Here is a 19,168-nt window from a genome sequence, read left to right on the forward strand (position 1 = left end):
GACGTCATGTTCAAGCGAAACACCTTAGGCCTCGGTGGCGCCGCCCTGTGCGGCGCCCTGCTGGTCAGCGGCTGTGCCAACCACATGTCGCAACGCAGCGAGCACGAGGAACGGGTCGAGCGCAAACTGCTCGATCACAGCCTGCAGATCGATGTCGGCGAGCCCAAGGTGCTTGAGCTGCCGCAGCGGCGCGTGAAGATCCACGAGCAGAAGACCTTCGAGGTCACCGAGTTCGAGGTCACCCGTCACTACGACCGCTACACGCCTTACCAACCCTGGCGGGAAATCTACGAGATCCCGCTGGGTGCGGTGGCGGTGGTGGCCGGCGTCGGCGCCAACGTGGTCAACGTGTTCGCCCTGGGCAACCTGCCGGACAGCGTGACCAAGGACTGGCTGAGCTACGGCTTCGCCGGGCTCAACCCGTTCATGAACGTACAGTCCCACGGCCGTGCGCAACAGAACCTGGCCGGCATCGACGAAGTCCAGCGCGACAAGCGCACGGAATACTCAAGCCTGCCGTGGAGCGAGCGCCCGGTTCAGGTCAAGGCCGGCAAGCAGACCTTCGACATGACCACCGACCGCAACGGCGTGCTGCGCCTGAACCTGCTGGACAGCCCGTTCGCCGAGCATGACCTCAATCACCTGGGCAAACTGCAGATCAGCGTGGAAGACGCCAAGGACGACGTGCACACCGACTCGTCGCTGGCGATCAGCGGCCACCTGCGCGGCAAGCTGCTGGAGGCCCACGCGCTGATCTACGACGATCTGGAAGACGACGAAGTGAGCCAGTGGGTGCACCGGGTCAAGCGCCTGTCGGAGCTGGGCCTGGAAGAGGAAGCCAGCGAGCTGGAACAGAGCCTGATCGAGCTGACCCGCAACGATCCGGAACTGCAGACCGAATTCCTCAAGTCCCTGACCAGGGATGCCGGGCGCCTGGTGGCGGATCCGGGGCCGAACTGAGAACAAAGCAATGGGGGCCATGGCGGTCTGCCTGACGGGCCGCCTTAGCCAGGCTCCACCACCGGATCAGCGCTCAAACAGCTCCATCTGCTCGAACCCGCCCCGCAGATCCTCCAGCCTCACCCCCACGCCCAGCAACCGCACCGGCTTGCCGCCCCGGTTGAACGCCTGGGTCAGCATCAACTGATAACTGCCCAGATCCCGCCCTGCCCCGGCCTGCTCCAATGTGGTCTGGGTGAAGTCATGGAACTTCACCTTGACGAACGGCTTGCCCGGCCGGTAGCTGCTGTCGATCCGCGCCATGCGGGTCTTGAGGGTCTCCAGCAGTTCCGGAAGCTTGTCCAGGCAACTACGCAGATCCGGGAGATCGACGTCGTAGGTGTTTTCGACGCTGATCGACTGCCGGCGGCTGTCGTTGTGCACCTGCCGCTCATCGATCCCGCGGGCCAAGCTCCACAGACGCTCGCCGAAACTGCCGAACTCGCGCACCAGCGTCAACTTGTCCCATTCGCGCAACTGCCGGCAGTCGTCGATGCCCAGCTTGTGCAGCTTGTCGGCGGTGACCTTGCCCACGCCGTGCAGCTTGCCGACCGGCAAGCCGGCGACGAAGTCCTCGACCTGGTCCGGCGTGACCACGAACAGACCATTGGGCTTTTTCCAGTCGCTGGCAATCTTGGCCAGAAACTTGTTCGGCGCCACCCCGGCGGACACCGTGATGTGCAGCTGATTGGACACCCGTCGGCGGATGTCCTGGGCGATCCGTGTGGCGCTGCCGCCAAAATGAGCGCTGTCCGACACATCGAGGTAAGCCTCGTCCAGCGACAGCGGTTCGATCAGGTCGGTGTAGTCGCGAAAGATCGTGTGAATTTCCTTCGACGCCTCGCGATAGGCGTCCATCCGGGGCTTGACGATGGTCAGATCCGGGCACAGCTTCAGTGCATGGCCGGAAGACATGGCCGAACGCACGCCGTACGCACGCGCCTCGTAGTTGCATGTAGCGATCACCCCGCGACGCTCCGGCGAGCCGCCAACGGCCAGAGGCTTGCCGGCCAGGCTCGGGTCGTCACGCATCTCGATGGCGGCGTAGAAACAGTCACAGTCGATGTGGATGATTTTTCGCTGGGTCATGACAGAAAGGAAAACATGGCAAGCCGGATCGGCAGTATCTCACTGACACCTGTATATAGCACCAGTACTCAGAAGGTTCTTTTTCACCCGTAGGAAATCCGAACCGAATTTATTTCTTCAATCGAGATTAGCCGGGCAATAGAGCTGAAACCCTTGCCCTGCCTGCCCCGCAGCCTTCCAGGCCACCGTGAAATTCCGCTAAGCGGTTGAAGCTCAACAGATTTTTTCCACATTGCCGGTTGACACCCCGGCAATCCTCTGTAGAATGCCGCCACATCAGACGCGGGATGGAGCAGCCTGGTAGCTCGTCGGGCTCATAACCCGAAGGTCGTCGGTTCAAATCCGGCTCCCGCAACCAAACATCAGAAAAGGCCACTTGAAAAAGTGGCCTTTTTTGTGCGCGCGTGTTTTTCGCGCACAACAGAAATCCTTGCGGTTGAGCCACTTAGCGCTCCACCCGCGACTGCTTGTCCAAAATCCACACTAATTTGACCCTTATCAGGATTAGCGGTTGACACTGCGCCGCCGGTCTGTAGAATGCCGCCTCACAGACGCGGGATGGAGCAGCCTGGTAGCTCGTCGGGCTCATAACCCGAAGGTCGTCGGTTCAAATCCGGCTCCCGCAACCAAACATCAAAGAAGGCTACTCGAAAGAGTGGCCTTTTTTGTATCTGTGGAAAAAGTCCTTTCGCAACAATGATCTGTCATCGTGCAGTGAACCCTTCAGGATCCTCAGACCCGCCGCACAGCGACTATGCTTGAGTCGCGGGCCGGTGCCTGCGATCCGGAAACCGCCCTCGCCGCCATCCGGCGGGAGGCGTAGTATTTTGTGATTATTTTTTTCTACAGGGATTGGTAACTTGGCTGGATACCCCCATCCTGTCGCGCACAATCCACGAGGTGATTGATGCGCGCCAACTCGTCTGATCCACAAGACACCGTCACAGCGACCCAACCGATCAAGACCGAGCGCCTGCGCTTGCTGGATCGCCTGAGCAAGTACCGCCAGCCGATCGGCCTGGCGGTTACGCTGCTGCTGTTCGCCATCGCGCTGATCGCGTGCCGCCACCTGTTGAGCGAGCTCGATCTCGACGCCCTGCACGACTCGATCCTGGACGTACCGAAACCGGCCCTGCTCGGCGCCTTCGGCGCGACGGTCGCCGGCTTCATCATCCTGCTGGGCTACGAGTGGTCCGCCAGCCGCTACGCCGGCGTGACACTCGCGCCGCGCACCCTCGCCCTCGGCGGCTTCACCGCGTTCGCCATCGGCAACGCCATCGGCCTGTCGCTGCTGTCCGGCGGCTCGGTGCGCTACCGTCTGTATGCGCGCCACGGGCTGGGCGCGACGGAAGTCGCGCATATGACCCTGTTCGCCAGCCTGTCGCTGGGTTGCGCCCTGCCGCCGCTGGCCGCCCTCGCCACCCTGAGCGACCTGCCCGCCGCCTCGCAGGCCCTGGGCCTGTCCGAAGGCCTGCTGGGGACGATCGCCGGCGCCGTGCTGCTGCTGGGCTCGATCCTGGTCATCGGCATCTACCGCCGGCGCCTGCCGGAGCAGCCCTACCCGGACAACCTGCTGGTCAAGGCCGGCCGCCGCACCCTGCGCCTGCCGGGCCGGCGCCTGACCGTCCTGCAACTGGTCATCACCGCCCTCGACGTCGCCGCCGCCGCCACCGTGCTGTACCTGCTGCTACCGGAAGCCCCGCCGTTCGGCGCCTTCCTGCTGGTGTACCTGCTGGCCCTGGCCGCCGGCGTGCTCAGCCATGTGCCCGGCGGCGTCGGCGTGTTCGAAGCCATCCTGCTGGCCGCCTTCGCCGACAAGCTCGGCGCCGCGCCGCTGGCCGCCGCGCTGCTGCTGTACCGCCTGATCTACGTGGTGCTGCCGATGCTGGTGGCGTGCGTGCTGCTGCTGATCAACGAAGGCCAGCGCCTGTTCCAGTCCCAGACCCTGCGTGCGGCCTCCGGCCTGGCGGCGCCGATCCTGGCGGTGCTGGTGTTCCTGTCCGGCGTGGTGCTGCTGTTTTCCGGCGCGACCCCGGAGATCGACACGCGCCTGGAACACATCGGTTTCCTGATTCCCCACCGCCTGGTCGATGCCTCGCACTTCGGCGCCAGCCTGATCGGCGTGCTGTGCCTGATGCTCGCCCAGGGCCTGCGCCGCCGGCTGTCGGCGGCGTGGATGCTGACCACCATCCTGTTGCTGGTGGGCGCCCTGCTCTCCTTGCTCAAGGGGTTCGACTGGGAAGAAGCCACCCTGATGACCCTCACCGCCGCGCTGCTGGGGGTGTTCCGCCGTTCCTTCTATCGTCCGAGCCGCCTGACCGAGCTGCCGTTCTCGCCGCTGTACCTGGTGGCCAGCCTGTGCGTGCTGGGCGCATCGACCTGGCTGCTGCTGTTCGCCTACCAGGACGTGCCGTACAGCCATCAGCTGTGGTGGCAGTTCACCCTCGACGCCGATGCCCCGCGCGGCCTGCGCTCGCTGCTCGGCGCCGCCGTCCTGCTGCTGGTGATCGCCCTGACCTGGCTGCTGCGCACCGCGCGCCCGGTGATCCACCTGCCGACCGCCGACGAACTCGACCGCGCCGCGAAAATCCTCATGGCCTCGTCGCAGCCCGACGGCGGCCTGGCCCTGACCGGCGACAAGGCGCTGCTGTTCCACCCCAACGATGAAGCGTTCCTGATGTACGCCCGCCGCGGCCGCAGTCTGGTGGCCCTGTACGACCCGATCGGCCCCGGCCAGCAGCGGGCGGAAATGATCTGGCAGTTCCGCGACCTGTGCGACATCCATCACGCCCGCCCGGTGTTCTACCAGGTGCGCGCCGAGAACCTGCCGTACTACATGGACATCGGCCTGACCGCGATCAAGCTCGGCGAAGAGGCCCGGGTCGATCTGCATCGCTTTGACCTGGACGCCAAGGGCAAGGAGATGAAGGACCTGCGCTACACCTGGAACCGCGGCACCCGCGACGGCCTGTCGCTGGAGATCCATGAGCCGGGCCAGGCGCCGATGGACGAGCTCAAGGTCATCTCCGATGCCTGGCTGACCGGCAAGAACGTGCGCGAGAAAGGCTTCTCCCTGGGCCGTTTCAGCGACGATTACCTGAAGCATTTCCGCATTGCGGTGATCCGCTTCGAAGGCCGTCCGGTGGCGTTCGCCAACCTGCTCGAGACCTACAGCCATGACCTGGCCAGCCTCGACCTGATGCGCTCGCACCCGGATGCGCCGAAGCTGACCATGGAGTTTCTGATGGTCGGCCTGATTCAACACTATAAGAGTCACGGATACGCGCGCTTCAGCCTGGGCATGGTGCCGCTGTCGGGGTTGCAGCCCCGGCGCGGGGCACCGCTGACCCAGCGCCTGGGCTCGATGGTATTCCGCCGTGGTGAGCAGCTGTACAACTTCCAAGGCTTGCGCCGTTTCAAAGACAAGTTCCAGCCTGATTGGGAACCCCGTTACATGGCCGTGCCCGCCGGACTCGATCCCCTGGTGGCGCTGGCCGACACTGCCGCCCTGATCGCGGGCGGCTTGACTGGATTGGTGAAACGCTGATGATTCAACGCTCCCTGAAGTACATCCTGGCCACGCTGATCGTGCTGGCCGTGATTGCCGGCGGCGGATTCTGGTACCTCAAACGCCCGGCACCGGAACCGACCCTCGAACAACTGACGCCCGCCGACGGCCCGGCCATGACCCGGGTCATTCCCGGCACCAAGCCCAAGGCCCAGGTGCTGGTGGCGGTCAACGACGACCAGAAGCTCAGCGACAAGCAACTGAGCACCCTGAGCCGCAGCGCTTCGGCGCAGATCGTTCAGGTGATCCTGCCCAAGGACTGCCTGCAGCAAAGCCGTGCCCTGCAGACCGGCCTGCGCCAGCTGAACGGGCCGGCCACCCTGGTCAGCGGCATCGGCCCGGGCGCGGTGCTGGCCTGGCGCTGGCTGTCCGAGCAGAAAGACGACAAGGCCCAGGCCGTGTCCGTCGACCTGGCACTGGAAAAGGGCGGCTGCACTCACCTGCTGCCCAAGTCCGCCGCCCACGGCCACTGGCTGGTGGCGTGGAACGACAACCCGGACGACACCAGCGCCGGCTTCGTGCGCGACCAGCCGAACGCCGAAACCAGCATCAGCGACTACGACATCAACCTGCCGCAGGTGCTGAACAACGAACTGCGCAAGCTCCTCGTCGGCGGCGACAAGGCCAACGGCGGCCTGCAGATTCCGGTGGTGGAAGTCCCGGCCGGCCAGGCCCGGGACACCGTCACCCTGTTCCTCTCCGGCGACGGCGGCTGGCGCGACCTGGACCGCGACGTGGCCGGGGAAATGGCCAAGATCGGCTACCCGGTGGTGGGCATCGACACCCTGCGCTACTACTGGCAGCACAAGAGCCCCGAGCAGAGTGCGCTGGACCTGACCGAACTGATGCAGCACTACCGGCAGAAATGGGGCACCAAGCGCTTCATCCTCACCGGCTACTCGTTCGGCGCCGACGTGCTGCCGGCGATCTACAACCGCCTGCCGGAGACCGAGCAGCAACGGGTCGACGCCATCATCCTGCTGGCCTTCGCCCGCACCGGCAGCTTCGAGATCGAAGTCGAAGGCTGGCTCGGCAACGCCGGCAAGGAAGCCGCCACCGGCCCGGAAATGGCCAAGCTGCCGGCCGCCAAGGTGGTGTGCATCTACGGCGAGGAAGAGACCGACGAAAGCGGCTGCACCGACAAGACCGCCGTGGGCGAAGCGGTGAAGCTGCCCGGCGGCCACCACTTCGACGAGAACTACCCGGCGCTGGCCAAGCGCTTGGTGGATCTGATCGAGAAGCGTCAGGCGAGCGAGCAGACCGCCGCCGAGTAACCTGAGCGGCCTCAATGAAAAGCCCCCGCAGCCGCAAGGCTCCGGGGGCTTTCGTTTAAAGGCGACGCTCTGCGGCGTCGTAGACCTCTTCGTCGCGTCGCGCGCCGACGGCGACGATCAGAACCTGGATGGCCTTACCGTCGACCCGATAGACAATCCGCGTGTCGCCGGTTCGGATCCGCCTGCAGCCGGCAAGGCTGGCCCTCAACGGTTTGCCGATCTTGTCCGGCTCGCCATGGATGATCCGCTCTTCAATGACATCGAGAATCCGGTTGGCCGCTGCCGCTCCCAGCTGATCCAGATCGCCCTGGACTTCCGGATGATAAACCACTCCCCAAACCATCCAGCGCTCCCTTAATCCTTCCGGGCGTACCTTGCCCGCATATCCTCATGACTGACTGCGCGGGTCTGATCAAAGCTGCCCAGACGCTCACGGGCTGCCGCTTCGATGCGCAGGTTCTCAAGCTCGTCCAGCATTTCCTGATAGGCCTGCACATTGATGATGACCGCTGCCGGCTGGTTGTCCTTGAAGATGACCAGACGTTCGGTGGCACGACTGGAAATCTCCTTGAGCCTCGCGCTGAAGCCCCGGACCATGGCAGTCACGGAGATAGCCTGTTCAGCACGCTCTAGTAATGCCGTCATATTCACCTCTTGCTCAGTTGCTGTTGCGCACGATAATGCACAGAGTATTGCGTTGTATTAAACACAGTGCAACTTGATGCTTCCGTCGTGCACCCCGCAACCGAACGCTCCCGCCGCCCACAAAAAAGCCCCCGCCAGCCGCAAGGCCGACGGGGCTTTCGCTTTACGCCGGGGTTACATCTCCACCTGCGTCCCCAGCTCGATCACCCGGTTCAGCGGCAGGTTGAAGAAGCGCAGGTTGCCGTTGGCGTTCTTCAGCATGAAGGCGAACAGCGCCTCGCGCCAACGGGCCATGCCTTCGAGCTTGGAGGCGATGACCGTTTCGCGGCTGAGGAAGTAGGTGGTGCGCATCGGGCTGAAGTCCAGGTCGTCCAGATGGCACAGCTTCAGCGCCTGGGGCACGTCCGGCTCGTCGGTGAAGCCGAAATGCAGGATCACCCGGAAGAAGCCTTCGCCGTGGGCCTCGACCTCGAAGCGCCGGGACGGCGGCACGCGCGGGATGTCTTCGTAGACCACCGTCAGCAGCACCACTTGCTCATGCAGCACCTGGTTGTGCAGCAGGTTGTGCAACAGGGCGTGGGGCACGGCGTCGGAGCGGGCGGTCAGGAACACGGCGGTGCCCTGCACTCGGTGCGGCGGCTGCACGCGGATGCTGCTGATGAAGATCGGCAGCGGCAACGCGCCTTCGTCCAGACGCTCGACCAGCAGTTGCTTGCCGCGCTTCCAGGTGGTCATCAGGATGAACAGTGCCAGGCCGGCGATCACCGGGAATGCGCCGCCCTGGACGATCTTCGGCACGTTGGCGGCGAAGTACAGGCCGTCCACCAGCAGGAAGCCGAGCAGGACCGGCACAGCGAGCACCGGCGGCCACTTCCACAGCAGCAGCATCACCGCCGACACCAGGATGGTGGTCATCAGCATGGTGCCGGTCACGGCCACGCCGTAGGCCGAGGCCAGGGCGCCGGAGGACTCGAAGCCGATCACCAGCAGCACCACGCCGACCATCAGCGACCAGTTCACCGCACCGATGTAGATCTGCCCTTGCTCGTCGCTGGAGGTGTGCTGGATGTACATGCGCGGGATGTAGCCGAGCTGGATCGCCTGACGGGTCAGGGAGAACGCGCCGGAAATCACCGCCTGGGACGCGATCACCGTGGCCAGGGTCGACAGGCCCACCAGCGGGATCAGGGCCCAACTAGGCGCCAGCAGGTAGAACGGGTTGCGCGCGGCGTCCGGGTTCTCCAGCAGCAGTGCGCCCTGGCCGAAGTAGTTGAGCACCAGGGCCGGCAGCACCAGCAGGAACCAGGCGCGGGCGATCGGCTTGCGGCCGAAGTGGCCCATGTCGGCGTACAGCGCTTCGGCGCCGGTCAGCGCCAGCACCACCGCGCCGAGGATCGCCACGCCCATGCCGGCATGCACCATGAAGAAACGCACGGCCCAGACCGGGTTGAGCGCGTGCAGCACTTCCGGGTAGTGGCTGATGCCGTAGATCCCGAGGGCGCCGAGCACCAGGAACCAGGTGACCATGATCGGCCCGAAGAGAATGCCGATCCGCGCCGTGCCGTGCTTCTGGATCAGGAACAGGCCCACCAGCACCACCAGCGACAGCGGCACCACCCAGTGGTCGATGCCCTCGAACGCCAGCCCCAGGCCTTCGATGGCCGAGAGCACGGAAATCGCCGGGGTGATCATGCTGTCGCCGTAGAACAGCGCCGCCCCGATCAGCCCGCAGACCACCAGCAGCGTGCGCAGCCTGGCCCGCTGCCCCGCCGCCCGCCGCGCCAGCGCGGTGAGGGCCATGATCCCGCCTTCGCCCTGGTTGTCGGCGCGCAGCACGAACATCATGTACTTGATCGACACGACCCAGATCAGCGACCAGAAAATCAGCGACAGGATGCCCAGCACCCCGTCGTGATTGACGGGCACGCCATAGGCGCCGGAAAACACTTCTTTCAGGGTGTACAACGGACTTGTGCCAATGTCGCCGTAAACCACCCCGACCGCCGCGACCAGCATGCTCAGCGGCTTGGTTGCCGAACCTTCGGCGCCCGCCGCATGACTACTTGCGTGACCCATCCAACACTCCTGATTCCCAGACCGGCCTCTGAACGAAGCACTTTGCTTTTTGATGCAGCCTGCGCCCTTATTACCTGTTGTTACAGTCGATTGGTTGACTATAAAAAAGCGGTAAAGCGCATTGGCGCGAAGCATAGCGCAGCACTCGTCGCATTTCCCCGTATAAAGCTGGTCAAGTGCGCTGCTCGTCGCTAGAATTGCGCACTTTTTGATCAGAGGCGCAGTTCAAGCGCCCGTCCGTCGGCTCATGCATCAGGCAAGCGACGTCACAGACACCGAGGTTAGACATGTCCACCACTCCTGCGCCGGCCAATCCCAAGGTTGGCTTCGTATCCCTGGGTTGCCCCAAAGCACTGGTCGACTCCGAGCGCATCCTGACCCAGCTGCGCATGGAAGGCTATGACGTGGTGTCCACCTATCAGGACGCCGATGTCGTGGTGGTCAACACCTGCGGCTTCATCGACTCCGCCAAGGCCGAGTCGCTGGAAGTCATCGGCGAAGCGATCAAGGAAAACGGCAAGGTGATCGTCACCGGCTGCATGGGCGTGGAAGAAGGCAACATCCGCGACGTGCACCCGAGCGTGCTGGCCGTGACCGGCCCGCAGCAGTACGAGCAAGTGGTCAGCGCCGTGCACGAAGTCGTGCCGCCCAAGCAGGACCACAACCCGCTGATCGACCTGGTGCCGCCGCAAGGCGTCAAGCTGACCCCGCGCCACTACGCCTACCTGAAGATTTCCGAAGGCTGCAACCACAGCTGCAGCTTCTGCATCATCCCGTCGATGCGCGGCAAGCTGGTCAGCCGTCCGGTGGGCGATGTGCTCGACGAGGCCCAGCGCCTGGTCAAGTCCGGCGTCAAGGAACTGCTGGTGATCTCCCAGGACACCAGCGCCTACGGCGTCGACGTGAAGTACCGCACCGGCTTCTGGAACGGCGCGCCGGTGAAGACCCGCATGACCGAGCTGTGCGAAGCCCTCAGCACCCTCGGCGTCTGGGTGCGCCTGCACTACGTCTACCCGTACCCGCACGTCGACGAGCTGATCCCGCTGATGGCCGCCGGCAAGATCCTGCCGTACCTGGACATCCCGTTCCAGCACGCCAGCCCCAAGGTCCTCAAGTCGATGAAACGCCCGGCGTTCGAAGACAAGACCCTGGCGCGGATCAAGAACTGGCGCGAGATCTGCCCGGACCTGATCATCCGCTCGACCTTCATCGTCGGCTTCCCCGGCGAAACCGAAGAAGACTTCCAGTACCTGCTGGACTGGCTGACCGAAGCCCAGCTCGACCGCGTCGGCTGCTTCCAGTACTCGCCGGTCGAAGGCGCCCCGGCCAACGACCTGGGCCTGGACATCGTGCCGGACGACGTCAAGCAAGACCGCTGGGAGCGCTTCATGGCGCACCAGCAGGCCATCAGCTCGGCGCGCCTGCAACTGCGCATCGGCCGCGAGATCGAAGTGCTGGTGGACGAAGTCGACGAGCAAGGCGCGGTCGGCCGCTGCTTCTTCGATGCCCCGGAAATCGACGGCAACGTGTTCATCGACAACGGCAGCAACCTCAAGCCGGGCGACAAGGTCTGGTGCAAGGTGACCGACGCCGACGAGTACGACCTCTGGGCCGAACAGATCTGATTCGGCAAACCCTGCTCCCGCAGGGAATTGCCCGCTGAAAGCCAAGCCCTGCTCTCTTTGCCGAGATGCGGGGCTTTTTTACGGCTATTGTTGGTGAATCCACTGATGAGGAGGCAAACGGACATGCGTCATCTTTCGGTCATCCACACGCCGAAACTGAGCGACTACCCGGAACTGACCCGGGTCTGGGAAGCCTCGGTGCGCGCCACCCATGACTTTCTGCCGGACAGCTACATCCTGTTGCTCAAGGATCTGGTGCTGACCCGCTACCTGGATGCCGTGATGCTGATCTGCACCAAGGACCACCGCCAGCGCATCACCGGCTTCGCGGGCGTGGCGGCGGGCAAGGTGGAAATGCTCTTCATTGATCCGGACCATCGCGGGCAAGGCCTGGGCAAGCAATTGCTGCGCTACGCCCTGGAACACCTGAACGCCGACGAACTGGACGTCAACGAGCAGAACCCTCAGGCCCTGGGCTTCTATTTCAAGCAAGGTTTCGAGGTGATCGGCCGTTCGGACGTCGACGGCATGGGCCAGCCCTACCCGTTGCTGCACATGCGGCTGCGCCAGAACCGCCAGCGCTCGAGCACTGGCTAGAGGAGCGGCTGCCTTGCTCAGGCTTTGCGGCGCCGTCAATGACGCCATCGCCAGCAGGCTGGCTCCCACAGGTTTGGCTGCACCGCAAGACCCAGGCGGGAGCAGGCTCGCTCCCGCGTCAAATCCGCACAGGAAACGCAGCGAACCGAAATGGATCCGGGCCTTGGCGCCCCCATGGAGGTACAATGCCGACCCCTTTTTTATTGCGACCCTGCCATGACTGACCCGATCCGCCTTTCCAAACGCCTCATCGAACTGGTCGGCTGCTCCCGCCGTGAGGCCGAACTGTTCATCGAGGGCGGCTGGGTCACCGTGGACGGCGAAGTCGTCGACGAACCGCAGTTCAAGGTCGGCGACCAGAAAGTCGAGCTCGACAAGGACGCCAAGGCCACCGCGCCGGAGCCGGTGACCCTGCTGCTCAACGTACCGGCCGGCATGGACACCGAGACCGCCATGCGCTCGCTCGGCGCCGACACCCTCAGCGAAGAGCACCGGTTCGGCAAACGGCCGCTGCGCGGGCACTTCCTGCGCCTGACCGCCGGCGCCGACCTGCAGCCGGGCGCCAGCGGCCTGATGGTGTTCACCCAGGATTGGAAAGTGCTGCGCAAACTCACCGCCGACGCCGCGAAGATCGAGCAGGAGTACGTGGTCGAGGTCGAGGGCGAAATGACCGAGCACGGCCTGAACCGCATGCAGCACGGCCTGCGCGTCAAGGGCACCGAACTGCCGCCGGTCAAGGCCAGCTGGCAGAGCGAAAACCGCCTGCGCTTCGCCATGAAGAACCCGCAGCCCGGGCTCCTCGCTCGGCTGTGCGAAGCGGTCGGGCTGAAGGTGCTGGGCATCCGTCGCATCCGCATCGGCGGCGTGTCCATCGGCAAGGTGCCGGCGGGCCAGTGGCGCTACCTGTCCGGCAAAGAGAAGTTCTGACGCCCGGCCGCCTCCCGACATCCGGCATCGCCTGCGCGGTGCCCACAACGAACCCTCAGGATTGCACACATGATTCACAACGACGTACTGCGCAGCGTGCGCTACATGCTCGACATCAGCGACAAGAAGGTCGTCGAGATCACCAAGATGGGCGGCATGGACGTGGCGCTGAAAGACGTGGTGGCCTACCTCGACAAGAAGGAAGAGGACGAAGAAGGCTTCGTGCGCTGCCCGGACGACGTCATGGCCCACTTCCTCGACGGCCTGGTGATCCTCAAGCGCGGCAAGGACGACAGCCGCCCGCCGCTGCCGGTCGAACTGCCGGTGACCAACAACATCATCCTGAAGAAACTGCGCGTGGCCTTCGAGCTGAAGGAAGACGACCTGCATGTGATCCTCAAGTCCGTCGACTTCCCGGTGTCCAAGCCTGAGCTGAGCGCCCTGTTCCGCAAGGTCGGCCACAACAACTACCGCCCGTGCGGCGACCAGTTGCTGCGCAATTTCCTCAAGGGCCTGACCCTGCGCGTGCGCGGCTGAGCCATGGCCTACAGCGTCTCCCCCATCGGCTTCGTGCGCTCCTGCTTCAAGGAGAAGTTCGCCATTCCCCGTCAGCCGCAACTGGCCCCGGCCGCCCGCGGCGTGCTGGAACTGGTGGCGCCGTTCGACCAGGGCGATGCGGTGCAGGGCCTTGAGCAGGTCAGCCACGTGTGGCTGCTGTTCCTGTTCCATCAGGCGCTGGAGGACACGCCACGGCTGAAGGTGCGCCCGCCTCGCCTGGGCGGCAACAAGTCCATGGGGGTGTTCGCCACCCGCGCCACCCATCGGCCCAACGGCATCGGCCAGTCCGTGGTGAAACTGGACAAGGTCGAGGCCGGCAGGTTGTTCATCTCCGGCATCGACTTGCTGGACGGCACGCCGGTACTCGACATCAAGCCTTACGTGCCCTACGCCGACATCGTCCCCGAAGCCTGCAACGGCATCGCCAGCGCCGCGCCGGTGCTGATTGACGTGGAATGGGCAGAGGCGGCGTTGCAACAGGCCCACGGGCATGCCCAGCGCCTCGGCGAACCGCTGGTCGAGCTGATCGGGCAATGCCTGGCCCAGGATCCGCGCCCGGCCTACCAGACGCCCCAGCCTGAGCGCGAGTACGGTGCGCAGTTCTGGGACCTGGACGTGCGCTGGCATTATCCGACGCCGGAGCGGATCCGCGTCCTGGAAGTGGTTCCCGCCGGCGCCTGAGCCCGGAAACGAAAAAGCCCGCGCTGCCGGTGAAGGCAACGCGGGCTTTTTCATGTCTGCGGGAGCGTGCTCGCTCCTGCAGGGGGTAGGCTTACTTCTCGACGAACGCGCGCTCGATCAGGTAGTCGCCAGGCTCGCGCATGCGGGCCGAGATCTTCAGGCCGAAGCTGTCGAGCACTTCGCTGGTCTCGTCGAGCATGCTCGGGCTGCCGCAGATCATCGCGCGGTCGTCCTGCGGGTTGATCGGCGGCAGGCCGATGTCGCTGAACAGTTTGCCGCTGCGCATCAGGTCCGTCAGGCGGCCCTGGTTCTCGAACGGCTCGCGGGTCACGGTCGGGTAGTAGATCAGCTTGTCGCGCAGCGCTTCGCCGAAGAACTCGTTCTGCGGCAGGTGCTCGGTGATGAACTCACGGTAGGCGACTTCGTTGACGTAGCGAACGCCGTGAACCAGGATCACTTTCTCGAAGCGCTCGTAGGTTTCCGGATCCTGGATCACGCTCATGAACGGGGCGAGGCCGGTGCCGGTGCTCAGCAGGTACAGGTGCTTGCCCGGGTTCAGGTCGTCCAGCACCAGGGTGCCGGTCGGCTTCTTGCTGATGATGATCTCGTCGCCTTCCTTCAGGTGCTGCAGCTGGGAGGTCAACGGGCCATCCGGCACCTTGATGCTGAAGAACTCCAGATGCTCTTCCCAGTTCGGGCTGGCGATCGAGTAGGCGCGCATAAGCGGGCGGCCGTTGGGCTGTTGCAGGCCGATCATCACGAACTGACCGTTCTCGAAGCGCAGGCCCGGATCGCGGGTGCACTTGAAGCTGAACAGAGTGTCGTTCCAGTGGTGAACACTGAGGACACGCTCGTGGTTCATGTTGCTCATGTACGGGGGACTCCTGGAGATTGATCTGCGCCTTGCTCTGCACTGCTCTCGAAGAGCGCCGACGGTGCGCAATTGCATCGCATTCTAATAGCGCCGACAATATCTGTTAACTGGATTATCAAGATAACGGTTATCGGTTATATCGATATGCGATTTACACTCCGTCAACTGCAAGTCTTCGTCGCCGTGGCCCAGCAGGAAAGCGTTTCCCGGGCTGCCGGGCTGCTCAACCTGTCGCAATCGGCGGCGAGCACCTCGATCACTGAACTGGAGCGTCAGTCCAGCTGCCAGCTGTTCGACCGCGCCGGCAAGCGCCTGAGCCTCAACGCCCTGGGCAAGCAACTGCTGCCGCAGGCGGTGGCGATGCTCGACCAGGCCAAGGAAATCGAGGACCTGCTCAACGGCAAGTCCGGTTTCGGCTCGCTGTCGGTGGGCGCGACGCTCACCATCGGCAATTACCTGGCGACCCTGCTGATCGGCGGCTTCATGCAGCGCCACCCGGAAAGCCAAGTGAAGCTGCATGTGCAGAACACCGCCAACATCGTGCAACAGGTCGCCCACTACGAAATTGATCTGGGTCTAATCGAAGGCGATTGCAGCCACCCGGACATCGAAGTGCAGAGCTGGGTCGAGGATGAGTTGGTGGTGTTCTGCGCCCCGCAGCATCCGCTGGCCCAGCGCGGCAGCGTGACCATGGACGAACTGACCCAGGAAGCGTGGATCCTGCGCGAACAAGGCTCCGGCACGCGCCTGACCTTCGATCAGGCCATGCGTCATCACCGCAGCGCGCTGAACATCCGGCTGGAGCTGGAGCACACCGAGGCGATCAAGCGCGCGGTGGAGTCGGGGTTGGGGATCGGCTGCATCTCGCGCCTGGCGCTGCGCGACGCCTTCCGGCGCGGCAGCCTGGTGCCGGTGGAGACACCGGACCTGGATCTGGCCCGGCAGTTCTACTTCATCTGGCACAAGCAGAAGTACCAGACCTCCGCCATGCGCGAATTCCTCGAACTGTGCCGCGCCTTCACCGCCGGGGTGCAGCGCAGCGACGAGATCGTGCTGCCCAGCATCGCTTAAAGCAGGATCACCGCCCAGACCAGGGCGATCATGCTCAGGGCCACGAACTGCGCGGCGCTGCCCATGTCCTTGGCGTTCTTGGACAGCGGGTGCAGTTCCAGGGAAATGCGGTCGATGGCCGCCTCCACCGCCGAGTTCAGCAGTTCGACGATCAGCGCCAGCAGGCACACGGCGATCAGCAGCGCCTGTTCGACCCGGCTGACGTCGAGGAAGAACGACAGCGGAATCAGCACTACGTTGAGCAGCACCAGTTGACGGAACGCCGCTTCGCCGTTGAAGGCTGCGCGCAAGCCGTCCAGCGAGTAGCCGGAGGCGTTGAGGATGCGTTTGAGGCCCGTCTGGCCCTTGAAAGGTGACATAAAGTAGATAACCGACCAAAAAGAAGTGGGAAAGCTAGATCAACGAAAGTCAAAAAAGCGTGAAGGCGCCAGCCCTCACTGGCTGGGAATTGACTCAAGTTGTTGCAGCAGCAACGCCGCCTGGGTGCGGGTGCGCACGTCCAGCTTGCGGAAGATCGCCGTGACGTGAGCCTTGATGGTCGCCTCCGACACGTTCAGCTCATAGGCGATCTGCTTGTTCAGCAGCCCTTCGCAGACCATCGTCAGCACCCGGAACTGCTGCGGCGTGAGACTGGCCAGGCCATCGCTGGCGGCCTTGGCTTCCTTGGAGACGCTGACGGCCTCGAACGCCTGGGGCGGCCAGAACACATCGCCGTCCAGCACCTTGCGCACCGCTTCCTGGATCACGTTCAGGTCGCTGGACTTGGGAATGAAGCCGCTGGCGCCGAACTCCCGGGACTTGACCATCACCGAGGCCTCCTCCTGGGCGGACACCATGACCACCGGAATCTGCGGGTACTGGCCGCGCAGCAGCACCAGCCCGGAGAATCCGTAGGCGCCCGGCATGTTCAGGTCCAGCAGCACCAGGTCCCAATCGGCCTTTTCGGTCAGGCGGGCCTCCAGTTCGGCGATGCTCGCCACCTCCACCAGCCGCACATCCGGGCCGAGGCCCAGGGTCAGCGCCTGATGCAGCGCGCTGCGAAACAACGGGTGGTCATCGGCAATCAGGATGTCGTATGTGGCCATTTTTCAAATGATCCTGTTCTTGATGGCTGGCCCGATGCATTCGGGCCATGCCAAGGCAACTCAAGATAACGCCAGGCAGCGGTATCCACAGGGGCACGTTCAACGCCAATCACGGAAAAAACGGCGTTTCAGACCTTGGCCGCCCCCGAACCGGCGCCAAGCATGCCCAGCGAAGACGGGGTGGTCAAGCGCAACGCCCCCTGCTTTAGCAGTATGGGCCAGTATCAGGCCGGCACCGCTGGCGCGGCGTCAATGAACGGCAGCAGTTCGGCGTGGGCCGGGGTGGACACATTCACCTCCCGCTGCTGCTTGGCGCCCAGGTAATGCTGGCTGAACACGTCGAAATAGGCGTCCAGCGCCGAAGCGGCGTCCGAATCGCCCGCCAGCTCCAGGCACAGCGCCGCGACTTCGGCGGTGCACAGGTGCTCGCTGCGGGTGGAGCGGCGCAGGCGGTAGCGCGACAGCCGGTCGGGCAGCAGGCTGAGGATCGGCAACCGGTCGAAGTACGGGCTCTTGCGGAAGATCTTGCGGGCCTCGGTCCAGGTCGCGTCCAGCAAGATGAACAGCGGGCGCTTGCCGCCGTCGGGCGTCACGGTGTGCGTCACCCGGGACGGCTCGACGTACTCGCCGGGGAACACCAGGTACGGTTGCCGCTGCGGATCGTTGAGCAGCGCAAGCAGCTGTTCGTCGGTGTCGGTGCGCGACCAGATGAAGGCATGGTTGTCGCGCACCACGTCGGCGATCAGCCAGCCGGTGTTGCTGGGTTTGAACACTTCCTTGCCGGTCATGATCAGGCAGACCCCGGAACGGGATTCGACCTTCGGGCGCCACGCGCACAGGCAATGGCTCTGGATCACCCGGCAATCGCGGCAACGGGGCGCGCGCCAGCCACGGGCCTGGATCGGCTTGATGCCTTCGTCTTCGCGCTGGTCGCGCAGGCGGGCCACGGCGTTGGGGGCATGGGTCATTGCGGGCGACGCCGGCAGACAGGGGAACTCGACACGAACAGCACTCGGCAAGGCGATAAAGGCCGGCAGTCTACCAGAGCGGTGGGCGCAAGCCTGTACCCTCCCGACCGGCTCCCCTATAATTCGCCGCCACTGAACGCACAGCCCCGTGGCGGGTCGAACCACCAGTCACTGAACCAGGAGAGTTTCATGCTGCGCCTTACCGTTCCCGTCGCTGCCATTGCGCTGGCGTCTTCCCTCAGCGCCCAGGCCGCCTCCCTGAGTGAGCAGAACCTGAACAGAGAGCTGCGCAACGTCGCCACGCAGAGCAGCGTCGGCACGCCTCGGGCGATCAACGAAGACATTCTCGATCAGGGCTACACCGTCGAGGGCACCACGCTGATCAACCACCTGAGCGTGCAGAAGAGCCACGCCGACCAGATGCGCGCCGACCCCAAGGCCGTGTATTTCCAGCTGGGCGCCTCGGTGTGCAACAACCCGTCCTACCGCAAGCTGATGGCCAAGGGCGCGGTCATGCGCTACGACTTCACCGAAGTGAAGACCAACCGTCCGGTCGGTTCCGCCAGCTACCAAGAGTCGGATTGCCCGAAACCCGGCCCGGCCAAGAAGAAGTAATCACCTGGAATTGGCGCGCCGCTGCTCATCCTCGGCGCGCAGTTCGGCCAGCAAGGCCTGCAGGTAGCGCGAGCGGCGCTCCCCTCCCGCCAGGCGTCGGCAGCACTCCTCCTCGAGACTCACATGATTGGTCTCGGCCGACGCTTTGAGCAACCGATACAGCTGCGTATCGATCTCCAGAATGACTCTGGCCATGTTCCGCCTCCTTGCCACCCGCAAATCCTTGAATCGCATGCGCCCCGTGTACGGCCGCTGACGCAAACCTGTCGCACCGCGCCTGTAACTTAGTAAATCAGAGCATCGGCCGTCCGGCACGGCTTCGGACGAGCGGTGAAAGCACCTTGCAAAGCGACAATAAGCGGTTGCCGGCAAAGACTTTGCGGCGCAATGATGAAGTCGACGAACTGTCTTGCGACGGTCTAGATTGAATGTGTTTCCCGTTCACTTTTCCGCGGCAGGAAGGAGCTGCCCGCCACATTGTTTTGCAGCGCGGCACTGACGCCGCTCGTCAGGGCA

Annotated in this window: 19 protein-coding genes and 2 tRNA genes; 12 read left to right on the plus strand and 9 right to left on the minus strand. The window is 64.3% G+C overall.

Translation table 11 applies throughout. The features are described from left to right. The first annotated feature begins 6 nt into the window (after positions 1-6). Positions 7-960, plus strand: coding sequence for a hypothetical protein (locus CAG33_RS05980; RefSeq protein ID WP_085632129.1), 954 nt, complete (start codon positions 7-9; stop codon positions 958-960). A gap of 66 nt (positions 961-1,026) precedes the next feature. On the opposite strand, the gene dinB is transcribed toward CAG33_RS05980, so the two are convergent. Next, complete coding sequence (gene dinB, locus CAG33_RS05985; RefSeq protein WP_085581562.1) at positions 1,027-2,088, minus strand: DNA polymerase IV; 1,062 nt, start codon at positions 2,086-2,088, stop codon at positions 1,027-1,029. 281 nt (positions 2,089-2,369) lie between these two features. Between dinB and CAG33_RS05990 the strand changes: the two genes are divergently transcribed. The 4 genes from CAG33_RS05990 (at position 2,370) to CAG33_RS06005 (ending at position 6,930) form a co-directional block, all read left to right on the plus strand. After that, positions 2,370-2,446, plus strand: a tRNA-Met gene (locus CAG33_RS05990). Between the two features lie 194 nt (positions 2,447-2,640). Further along, positions 2,641-2,717, plus strand: a tRNA-Met gene (locus CAG33_RS05995). A 278-nt stretch (positions 2,718-2,995) separates the two neighbouring features. Then, entirely contained in the window at positions 2,996-5,635 is a 2,640-nt protein-coding gene (mprF, locus tag CAG33_RS06000; RefSeq protein WP_085581560.1) for a bifunctional lysylphosphatidylglycerol flippase/synthetase MprF, read from the plus strand. After that, entirely contained in the window at positions 5,635-6,930 is a 1,296-nt protein-coding gene (locus CAG33_RS06005) for a virulence factor family protein (protein WP_085581558.1), read from the plus strand. The genes mprF and CAG33_RS06005 overlap by 1 nt, the downstream gene beginning before the upstream one ends. Positions 6,931-6,985: 55 nt before the next feature. Here CAG33_RS06005 and CAG33_RS06010 read toward each other — a convergent pair whose 3' ends face one another. The 3 genes from CAG33_RS06010 to CAG33_RS06020 all read right to left on the minus strand — a co-directional run bounded on the left by CAG33_RS06010 (position 6,986) and on the right by CAG33_RS06020 (position 9,591). Beyond that, positions 6,986-7,273 carry a type II toxin-antitoxin system RelE/ParE family toxin gene (locus CAG33_RS06010; protein ID WP_085581556.1) on the minus strand — a complete coding sequence of 96 codons (288 nt, stop codon included), beginning with the start codon at positions 7,271-7,273 and terminating at the stop codon, positions 6,986-6,988. Between the two features lie 11 nt (positions 7,274-7,284). Continuing rightward, positions 7,285-7,575 (minus strand): Phd-YefM, encoded by a 291-nt coding sequence (locus CAG33_RS06015; RefSeq protein ID WP_085581554.1) that lies wholly within the window; start codon positions 7,573-7,575, stop codon positions 7,285-7,287. 174 nt (positions 7,576-7,749) lie between these two features. Beyond that, positions 7,750-9,591, minus strand: a complete 1,842-nt coding sequence (locus tag CAG33_RS06020; protein ID WP_371856103.1) for a potassium transporter Kup — start codon at positions 9,589-9,591, stop codon at positions 7,750-7,752. A 347-nt stretch (positions 9,592-9,938) separates the two neighbouring features. Here CAG33_RS06020 and rimO point away from each other — a divergent pair, with 347 nt between their 5' ends. The 5 genes from rimO (at position 9,939) to tsaA (ending at position 14,039) form a co-directional block, all read left to right on the plus strand. Then, the gene (gene rimO, locus CAG33_RS06025) at positions 9,939-11,276 is read left to right on the plus strand and encodes a 30S ribosomal protein S12 methylthiotransferase RimO (protein WP_085632127.1); all 1,338 of its coding nucleotides are present in this window, start codon (positions 9,939-9,941) and stop codon (positions 11,274-11,276) included. Between the two features lie 123 nt (positions 11,277-11,399). Continuing rightward, entirely contained in the window at positions 11,400-11,873 is a 474-nt protein-coding gene (locus CAG33_RS06030; protein ID WP_085581548.1) for a GNAT family N-acetyltransferase, read from the plus strand. Between the two features lie 216 nt (positions 11,874-12,089). Then, a complete protein-coding gene (locus CAG33_RS06035) occupies positions 12,090-12,800 on the plus strand; it encodes an rRNA pseudouridine synthase (RefSeq protein ID WP_085581546.1) in 711 nt (236 codons plus the stop codon). A 69-nt stretch (positions 12,801-12,869) separates the two neighbouring features. Further along, positions 12,870-13,337, plus strand: a complete 468-nt coding sequence (locus CAG33_RS06040; RefSeq protein WP_085581544.1) for a DUF1456 family protein — start codon at positions 12,870-12,872, stop codon at positions 13,335-13,337. Between the two features lie 3 nt (positions 13,338-13,340). Continuing rightward, entirely contained in the window at positions 13,341-14,039 is a 699-nt protein-coding gene (gene tsaA, locus CAG33_RS06045) for a tRNA (N6-threonylcarbamoyladenosine(37)-N6)-methyltransferase TrmO (RefSeq protein ID WP_085581542.1), read from the plus strand. A gap of 91 nt (positions 14,040-14,130) precedes the next feature. On the opposite strand, the gene fpr is transcribed toward tsaA, so the two are convergent. Next, the gene (gene fpr / locus CAG33_RS06050) at positions 14,131-14,910 is read right to left on the minus strand and encodes a ferredoxin-NADP reductase (protein ID WP_003222277.1); all 780 of its coding nucleotides are present in this window, start codon (positions 14,908-14,910) and stop codon (positions 14,131-14,133) included. 147 nt (positions 14,911-15,057) lie between these two features. On the opposite strand from fpr, the gene CAG33_RS06055 reads away from it, so the two are divergent. After that, positions 15,058-15,984, plus strand: a complete 927-nt coding sequence (locus CAG33_RS06055) for a LysR family transcriptional regulator (protein ID WP_085581540.1) — start codon at positions 15,058-15,060, stop codon at positions 15,982-15,984. Here the strand turns inward: CAG33_RS06055 and CAG33_RS06060 are convergent. The 3 genes from CAG33_RS06060 to CAG33_RS06070 all read right to left on the minus strand — a co-directional run bounded on the left by CAG33_RS06060 (position 15,981) and on the right by CAG33_RS06070 (position 18,037). Further along, positions 15,981-16,343: a diacylglycerol kinase gene (locus CAG33_RS06060; protein WP_085581538.1), complete on the minus strand. Its 363-nt coding sequence runs from the start codon at positions 16,341-16,343 to the stop codon at positions 15,981-15,983. The two genes, CAG33_RS06055 and CAG33_RS06060, sit on opposite strands and share 4 nt — an antisense overlap. Positions 16,344-16,418: 75 nt before the next feature. Beyond that, the gene (gene erdR, locus CAG33_RS06065; RefSeq protein ID WP_085581536.1) at positions 16,419-17,069 is read right to left on the minus strand and encodes a response regulator transcription factor ErdR; all 651 of its coding nucleotides are present in this window, start codon (positions 17,067-17,069) and stop codon (positions 16,419-16,421) included. Positions 17,070-17,293: 224 nt separating this feature from the next. Beyond that, positions 17,294-18,037: a tRNA-uridine aminocarboxypropyltransferase gene (locus CAG33_RS06070; protein WP_085581533.1), complete on the minus strand. Its 744-nt coding sequence runs from the start codon at positions 18,035-18,037 to the stop codon at positions 17,294-17,296. A 189-nt stretch (positions 18,038-18,226) separates the two neighbouring features. On the opposite strand from CAG33_RS06070, the gene CAG33_RS06075 reads away from it, so the two are divergent. Next, the gene (locus tag CAG33_RS06075; protein WP_085581531.1) at positions 18,227-18,652 is read left to right on the plus strand and encodes a PA3611 family quorum-sensing-regulated virulence factor; all 426 of its coding nucleotides are present in this window, start codon (positions 18,227-18,229) and stop codon (positions 18,650-18,652) included. Here the strand turns inward: CAG33_RS06075 and CAG33_RS06080 are convergent, their stop codons facing one another. After that, positions 18,653-18,847, minus strand: coding sequence for a hypothetical protein (locus tag CAG33_RS06080; RefSeq protein ID WP_085581529.1), 195 nt, complete (start codon positions 18,845-18,847; stop codon positions 18,653-18,655). Between the last annotated feature and the right edge of the window lie 321 nt (positions 18,848-19,168).

Origin of the sequence: Pseudomonas sp. B3(2017), from assembly GCF_002113595.1 — a bacterium.
In the GTDB taxonomy this organism is placed as follows: domain Bacteria; phylum Pseudomonadota; class Gammaproteobacteria; order Pseudomonadales; family Pseudomonadaceae; genus Aquipseudomonas; species Aquipseudomonas ekonensis.

Bases quoted from the DNA above. Each gene is read 5' to 3' on its own strand.
- CAG33_RS05980 (WP_085632129.1), top strand. From the start codon at position 7: ATGTTCAAGCGAAACACCTTAGGCCTCGGTGGCGCCGCCCTGTGCGGC.
- dinB (WP_085581562.1), bottom strand. From the start codon at position 2,088: ATGACCCAGCGAAAAATCATCCACATCGACTGTGACTGTTTCTACGCC.
- mprF (WP_085581560.1), top strand. From the start codon at position 2,996: ATGCGCGCCAACTCGTCTGATCCACAAGACACCGTCACAGCGACCCAA.
- CAG33_RS06005 (WP_085581558.1), top strand. From the start codon at position 5,635: ATGATTCAACGCTCCCTGAAGTACATCCTGGCCACGCTGATCGTGCTG.
- CAG33_RS06010 (WP_085581556.1), bottom strand. From the start codon at position 7,273: ATGGTTTGGGGAGTGGTTTATCATCCGGAAGTCCAGGGCGATCTGGAT.
- CAG33_RS06015 (WP_085581554.1), bottom strand. From the start codon at position 7,575: ATGACGGCATTACTAGAGCGTGCTGAACAGGCTATCTCCGTGACTGCC.
- CAG33_RS06020 (WP_371856103.1), bottom strand. From the start codon at position 9,591: ATGCTGGTCGCGGCGGTCGGGGTGGTTTACGGCGACATTGGCACAAGT.
- rimO (WP_085632127.1), top strand. From the start codon at position 9,939: ATGTCCACCACTCCTGCGCCGGCCAATCCCAAGGTTGGCTTCGTATCC.
- CAG33_RS06030 (WP_085581548.1), top strand. From the start codon at position 11,400: ATGCGTCATCTTTCGGTCATCCACACGCCGAAACTGAGCGACTACCCG.
- CAG33_RS06035 (WP_085581546.1), top strand. From the start codon at position 12,090: ATGACTGACCCGATCCGCCTTTCCAAACGCCTCATCGAACTGGTCGGC.
- CAG33_RS06040 (WP_085581544.1), top strand. From the start codon at position 12,870: ATGATTCACAACGACGTACTGCGCAGCGTGCGCTACATGCTCGACATC.
- tsaA (WP_085581542.1), top strand. From the start codon at position 13,341: ATGGCCTACAGCGTCTCCCCCATCGGCTTCGTGCGCTCCTGCTTCAAG.
- fpr (WP_003222277.1), bottom strand. From the start codon at position 14,910: ATGAGCAACATGAACCACGAGCGTGTCCTCAGTGTTCACCACTGGAAC.
- CAG33_RS06055 (WP_085581540.1), top strand. From the start codon at position 15,058: ATGCGATTTACACTCCGTCAACTGCAAGTCTTCGTCGCCGTGGCCCAG.
- CAG33_RS06060 (WP_085581538.1), bottom strand. From the start codon at position 16,343: ATGTCACCTTTCAAGGGCCAGACGGGCCTCAAACGCATCCTCAACGCC.
- erdR (WP_085581536.1), bottom strand. From the start codon at position 17,069: ATGGCCACATACGACATCCTGATTGCCGATGACCACCCGTTGTTTCGC.
- CAG33_RS06070 (WP_085581533.1), bottom strand. From the start codon at position 18,037: ATGACCCATGCCCCCAACGCCGTGGCCCGCCTGCGCGACCAGCGCGAA.
- CAG33_RS06075 (WP_085581531.1), top strand. From the start codon at position 18,227: ATGCTGCGCCTTACCGTTCCCGTCGCTGCCATTGCGCTGGCGTCTTCC.
- CAG33_RS06080 (WP_085581529.1), bottom strand. From the start codon at position 18,847: ATGGCCAGAGTCATTCTGGAGATCGATACGCAGCTGTATCGGTTGCTC.